The 4,856-nt window shown below is 73.9% G+C and carries 2 protein-coding genes; one reads left to right on the top strand and one right to left on the bottom strand.

Translation table 11 applies throughout. From position 1 onward, the window contains the following. On the bottom strand, positions 1 to 2,646 hold a 2,646-nt coding region (locus NH602_RS28040), incomplete at its 3' end, for a nitrate- and nitrite sensing domain-containing protein (protein WP_253069365.1). Between the two features lie 363 nt (positions 2,647 to 3,009). Here NH602_RS28040 and NH602_RS28045 point away from each other — a divergent pair. Beyond that, positions 3,010 to 4,671, top strand: coding sequence for a DNA repair helicase XPB (locus tag NH602_RS28045; RefSeq protein ID WP_253069366.1), 1,662 nt, complete (start codon positions 3,010 to 3,012; stop codon positions 4,669 to 4,671). Positions 4,672 to 4,856: the final 185 nt, after the last annotated feature.

Consider the following 4,856-nt stretch of genomic DNA (forward strand, 5'->3'; position numbering starts at 1 on the left):
GAGCGCGGCGGCGGCCGACGGGGCTGCGGTGCCGCCGGAGCGGTCCGCGTCACCGTCGGTGTCGGTGTTTTCGGTTCCCTCGGCGGGGACCGCGGCCTCGGTGTCCTCGGTGTCCGTGAGGGATCCGGCGCCGGTGCCCGTGTCGTCGGACGGGCCGTCACCGTCGCCGGACGGGGCCGGGCCGGTGCCCCGGAACGCCTCGGCGCCGTGCGGGGCGTCGCCGTCGGCGGGACCGGAGCCGGCCTCGTCGGCCGGGGTGAAGACGTCGGCCGGGGTCCGCCCGTCGTGTGCGCCGTCCTGCGACGGCGCGAAGGCCGACAGACCCTGTGGGGCGGACCCGTTGAGGGTCGGGGCCGACCCGTCGGCGGTCTGCCCGCCGGCGTCGCCGGGGGCCGCGTTCTTCGTCAGCGACGACCCCGGACGGCGCGTCGGCAGGCTCGAGGCCGAACCGTTGCGCGCGGTCGTGGACGAGGGCGTGCCGGTCTCGAAGGTCGGGGTCATCGGGCCGTCGGAGCCCGCGACCATCGACGGCAGCGACCCTCCGCGACCGTTCCCGTTCACCGCGACCGGGGAGTCCGGCCGGGGCCCGTCGGGCGCTCCGCCGCCGGTCAGCGCCGGGGCCGGCTGCGGGGCCTGCTGCTCGCCACCCTGGGGCGGCACGCCGCCCCAGCTGCCCGGGTCGCCGTCGCGGCGCTGTTCGGGCAGCTGCGCGGAGGGCACCAGCTGCGGCGGGACGGTCACCGAGGCGCTCAGCCCACCCGAGCCGCCGCCGACCGCGGCCGAGGCGAGCCGGACGCCGACGCGGTGCCGTGCGGCCAGCCGGCCGACCACGAACAGGCCCATCCGCCGGGAGGCCGACACGTCGACCTCGGCCGGGCCGGACAGACGCTGGTTGGCGTCGACCAGCTCGGAGTCGGTCATGCCGACACCGCGGTCGGAGATCTCGATCAGCAGCGACTCGTCGGCGGTGCGGGTCGTCGACATGACGACCTGCGAGTCCGGCGGCGAGAAGTTCGTCGCGTTGTCCAGCAGCTCGGCGAGCAGGTGGACGAGGTCGTTCGCGGCGCGACCGGCGATCGTCGCGTTCGGCGGGGTCTGCACGACGACCCGCTGGTACTGCTCGACCTCCGACACGGCGGCCCGCAGGACGTCGACGACCTGCACCGGCGCAACGTTCCGCTTCGCCAGGTCGGTGCCCGCGAGGACCAGCAGGTTCTCGCTGTTGCGGCGCATACGTGTCGCGAGGTGGTCCAGCTGGAACAGGTTCGACAGCTGGTCCGGGTCCTGCTCGTTGCTCTCCAGCTGTTCGATCAGCTGCAGCTGGCGCTCGACGAGCGCCTGCGAACGGCGGGAGAGGTTGACGAACATCGAGTTGACGTTCTGCTGCAGCGCGGCCTGGTCGGCGGCGAGGCGGATCGCCTGGCCGTGCACGGCGTCGAAGGCCCGCGCCACCTGGCCGATCTCGTCGCGGCTGTCCAGCGGGACCGGCTCGACGAGTGCGTTCGGTGCCTGCCCGGACCGCATGCTCTGCACCGCCGCGGGCAGCCTCTGCTCCGCGACCTCGAGCGCCGAGCTGCGCAGCAGGCGCAGCGAACGGACCATCTGACGGCCCAGCAGCAGGATGATGCCCGCGGTCAGCAGGATCATGAGCATCAGCAGCACGGAGTTGAGGCCCGCGGTGTTGCCCGCCTGCTCGGCGGCCGCGGCCCGGCCGTCGACGAACGCCTGCTCGGCGGCGCCGGTGGACTGGTCCACCGCGGCGACGGACCGGTCGACGGCGGCGTTCCACGCGTTCGGGTCGACCGGCGGCGCGACCCCCGGCGGGACCGAGAGTGCCTGGTCACGCAGCGCGTTGCGCTCGCCGTTCGCCTGGCCCGCACCGAAGTTCCCGAAGGACTCGGCCTGCTCCGGCGTCAGCGACGACTGGAAGTCACCGGCCGCGGCCTGGAACGAGGCCTCGGCCCCGGTGGCCTGTGCGCGCTGCTGCTCCTCCAGCGTCCCCGCGGCGAGCGCGCCACCGATCACGGTGCGCTCGAGCTGCAGGGCCTCGCGGGCGCTCGACCCGGCGGCGATCGCCGTGGTCAGGCCGGCGGTGTCGGCGGTCTGCAGCCGCCCCACCAGCGCCCGGTCCAGCCCCAGCGTGCGCTGGACGACCGCGGTGTAGCGGCCGGTGAGGTCGGCGGCCGCGGTCGGCCCCTCGGCGACCTGCGACCGGATGACCGGCAGCTGGCCCAGCGTGGTGTCCGCCTGCCGGCGGGCCGTGGCCAGGTCGGGGGCCTGCTGCTCGGCGGTGTCGAGCCCCGCCGTGGTGGCCTGCAGCGCCCGGTCGGTCGTGGCCTGCGCCCGGTCGACGGCGGCCCGGTCACCGAGCCGGTTGCCCGCCACGAAGCGGACCGCGGCGTCGCGCTCGGTCTGCAGTGCGCCGGTCAGCGTCTCGATCTGGCGGTGCACGTCGACCAGGCCGCTGCCGCGGCCGAGCTCCTCGGCCACGTTGGCCTGGTCGACGACGCGGACGGCGCCGATGGACAGGGCGAGGACCGTGGGCACCAGACCGACGACCGCCAGCTTGGCGACCAGGCTCCAGTTCCGCGGGTCGAGTCGCTCCGACCACGTGCTCGGGCGTTCCGTGCTGGTCACGGTGGTCACGGCGAGATCTCCCTGTCGGTCTCCGGTCCGGGGACGGGCGGCGCGGCGGGCACGAGGTCGGGGAGCATCAGCTGGTCCGGTGCGCCTTTCGGGGTCACGACGGGAACCGCTCGACCACACCACGACCGACACGGGGCGGCGGTTGCCGCGTCCCGGGGGAGTCGGACGGATATGATCGTGCCGGGTCCCGTCTGTGCGTGACGGACGGCTGCCGAGTCTAGCCCCCGGAACCCTCGTCTCCCGAGTGGCGTAGGGCCGGTTGCCTCATGGTCACGTGACGTGACACACGCCGACCGCTCGTCTCCGCTCGGCGTCCGGCGGACCCGCACAGCTCCGTTCCCCGGCCTCGAGAGGATTCGTTCCGTGACCGACGGCCCCCTGATCGTCCAGTCCGACAAGACGCTGCTGCTCGAGGTGGACCACCCCGACTCCGCGGCGGCCCGCGCGGCCATCGCGCCCTTCGCCGAGCTGGAGCGGGCACCCGAGCACGTCCACACCTACCGGGTCACCCCGCTGGCCCTCTGGAACGCGCGCGCGGCCGGGCACGACGCCGAGCAGGTCGTCGACGCGCTGGTCCGCTGGGCCCGCTACCCGGTCCCGCAGCCGCTGCTGGTCGACGTCGTCGACACGATGGGGCGCTACGGCCGGCTGCAGCTGTCCCACCACCCCGCGCACGGCCTCGTCCTCACCGCGCTGGACCGCGCCGTCCTGGAGGAGATCCTCCGGCAGAAGAAGATCAGCCCGATGCTGGGCGCGCGGCTCGACGACGACACCGTCGTCGTGCACCCGTCCGAGCGCGGGCACCTCAAGCAGGCGCTGCTGAAGGTCGGCTGGCCCGCCGAGGACCTCGCCGGGTACGTCGACGGCGAGGCCCACCCCATCGAGCTGGAGCAGGACGGCTGGACGCTGCGGGACTACCAGCGCCACGCGGTCGACGGGTTCTGGGAGGGCGGCTCCGGGGTGGTCGTGCTGCCCTGCGGCGCGGGCAAGACCCTCGTCGGTGCGGCCGCGATGGCCAAGGCGGGCGCGACGACCCTGATCCTGGTGACCAACACCGTCTCCGGGCGGCAGTGGAAGCGCGAGCTGATCGCGCGGACGTCGCTGACCGAGGAGGAGATCGGCGAGTACTCGGGCGAGAAGAAGGAGATCCGCCCGGTCACCATCGCCACGTACCAGGTCGTCACCCGCAAGACCAAGGGCGAGTACAAGCACCTGGAGCTGTTCGACTCCCGAGACTGGGGCCTGGTCGTCTACGACGAGGTGCACCTCCTCCCTGCGCCGGTCTTCCGGATGACGGCGGACCTGCAGTCCCGCCGCAGGCTCGGCCTCACCGCGACCCTGGTCCGCGAGGACGGCCGCGAGGGCGACGTGTTCTCCCTGATCGGCCCGAAGCGCTACGACGCCCCGTGGCGCGACATCGAGGCGCAGGGCTGGATCGCGCCCGCCGAGTGCATCGAGGTGCGGGTGACGCTGACCGACGCCGAGCGCATGTCCTACGCGACGGCGGACTCCGAGGAGCGCTACCGGACGGCGTCGACGGCGAACACCAAGCTCAACGTCGTGCAGGCGATCCTGGACCGGCACAAGGGCGAGCAGACGCTGGTCATCGGGGCCTATCTCGAGCAGCTCGACGCGCTGGGGGAGAAGCTCGGTGCCCCGGTGATCCAGGGCTCGACCCGCAACAAGGAGCGGGAGAAGCTGTTCGACGCGTTCCGCCGCGGCGAGATCGACACCCTCGTGGTCTCCAAGGTCGCGAACTTCTCCATCGACCTGCCCGAGGCGACGATCGCGGTGCAGGTCAGCGGCACGTTCGGGTCCCGGCAGGAGGAGGCCCAGCGGCTCGGGCGCCTGCTGCGCCCGAAGAACGACGGCCGCCAGGCGCACTTCTACTCGGTGGTGTCCCGCGACACCGTGGACACCGACTACGCCGCGCACCGGCAGCGCTTCCTCGCCGAGCAGGGCTACGCCTACCGGATCGTCGACGCCGACGACCTCCTCGGCCCCGCCCTGCCCGACGCCGGCTGAGCCCGCCCCCCCGGATCGGGGGCCCTCCGTACGGCGCCGATCACGGGCACACTGGTGCGGTCCGCGACGGCCGGGGAGGGCACATGTCGACCGCCCTGTGGATCCTCGTCGGGATCGGGGCGTGGCTGGTCCTGTCGGTCGTCGTCGCGCTGGTGCTCGGCCGGGTGGTGCGCATGCGGGACCGG

Source organism: Pseudonocardia sp. McavD-2-B (assembly GCF_024124365.1).
GTDB classification, from domain to species: Bacteria; Actinomycetota; Actinomycetes; order Mycobacteriales; family Pseudonocardiaceae; genus Pseudonocardia; species Pseudonocardia alni.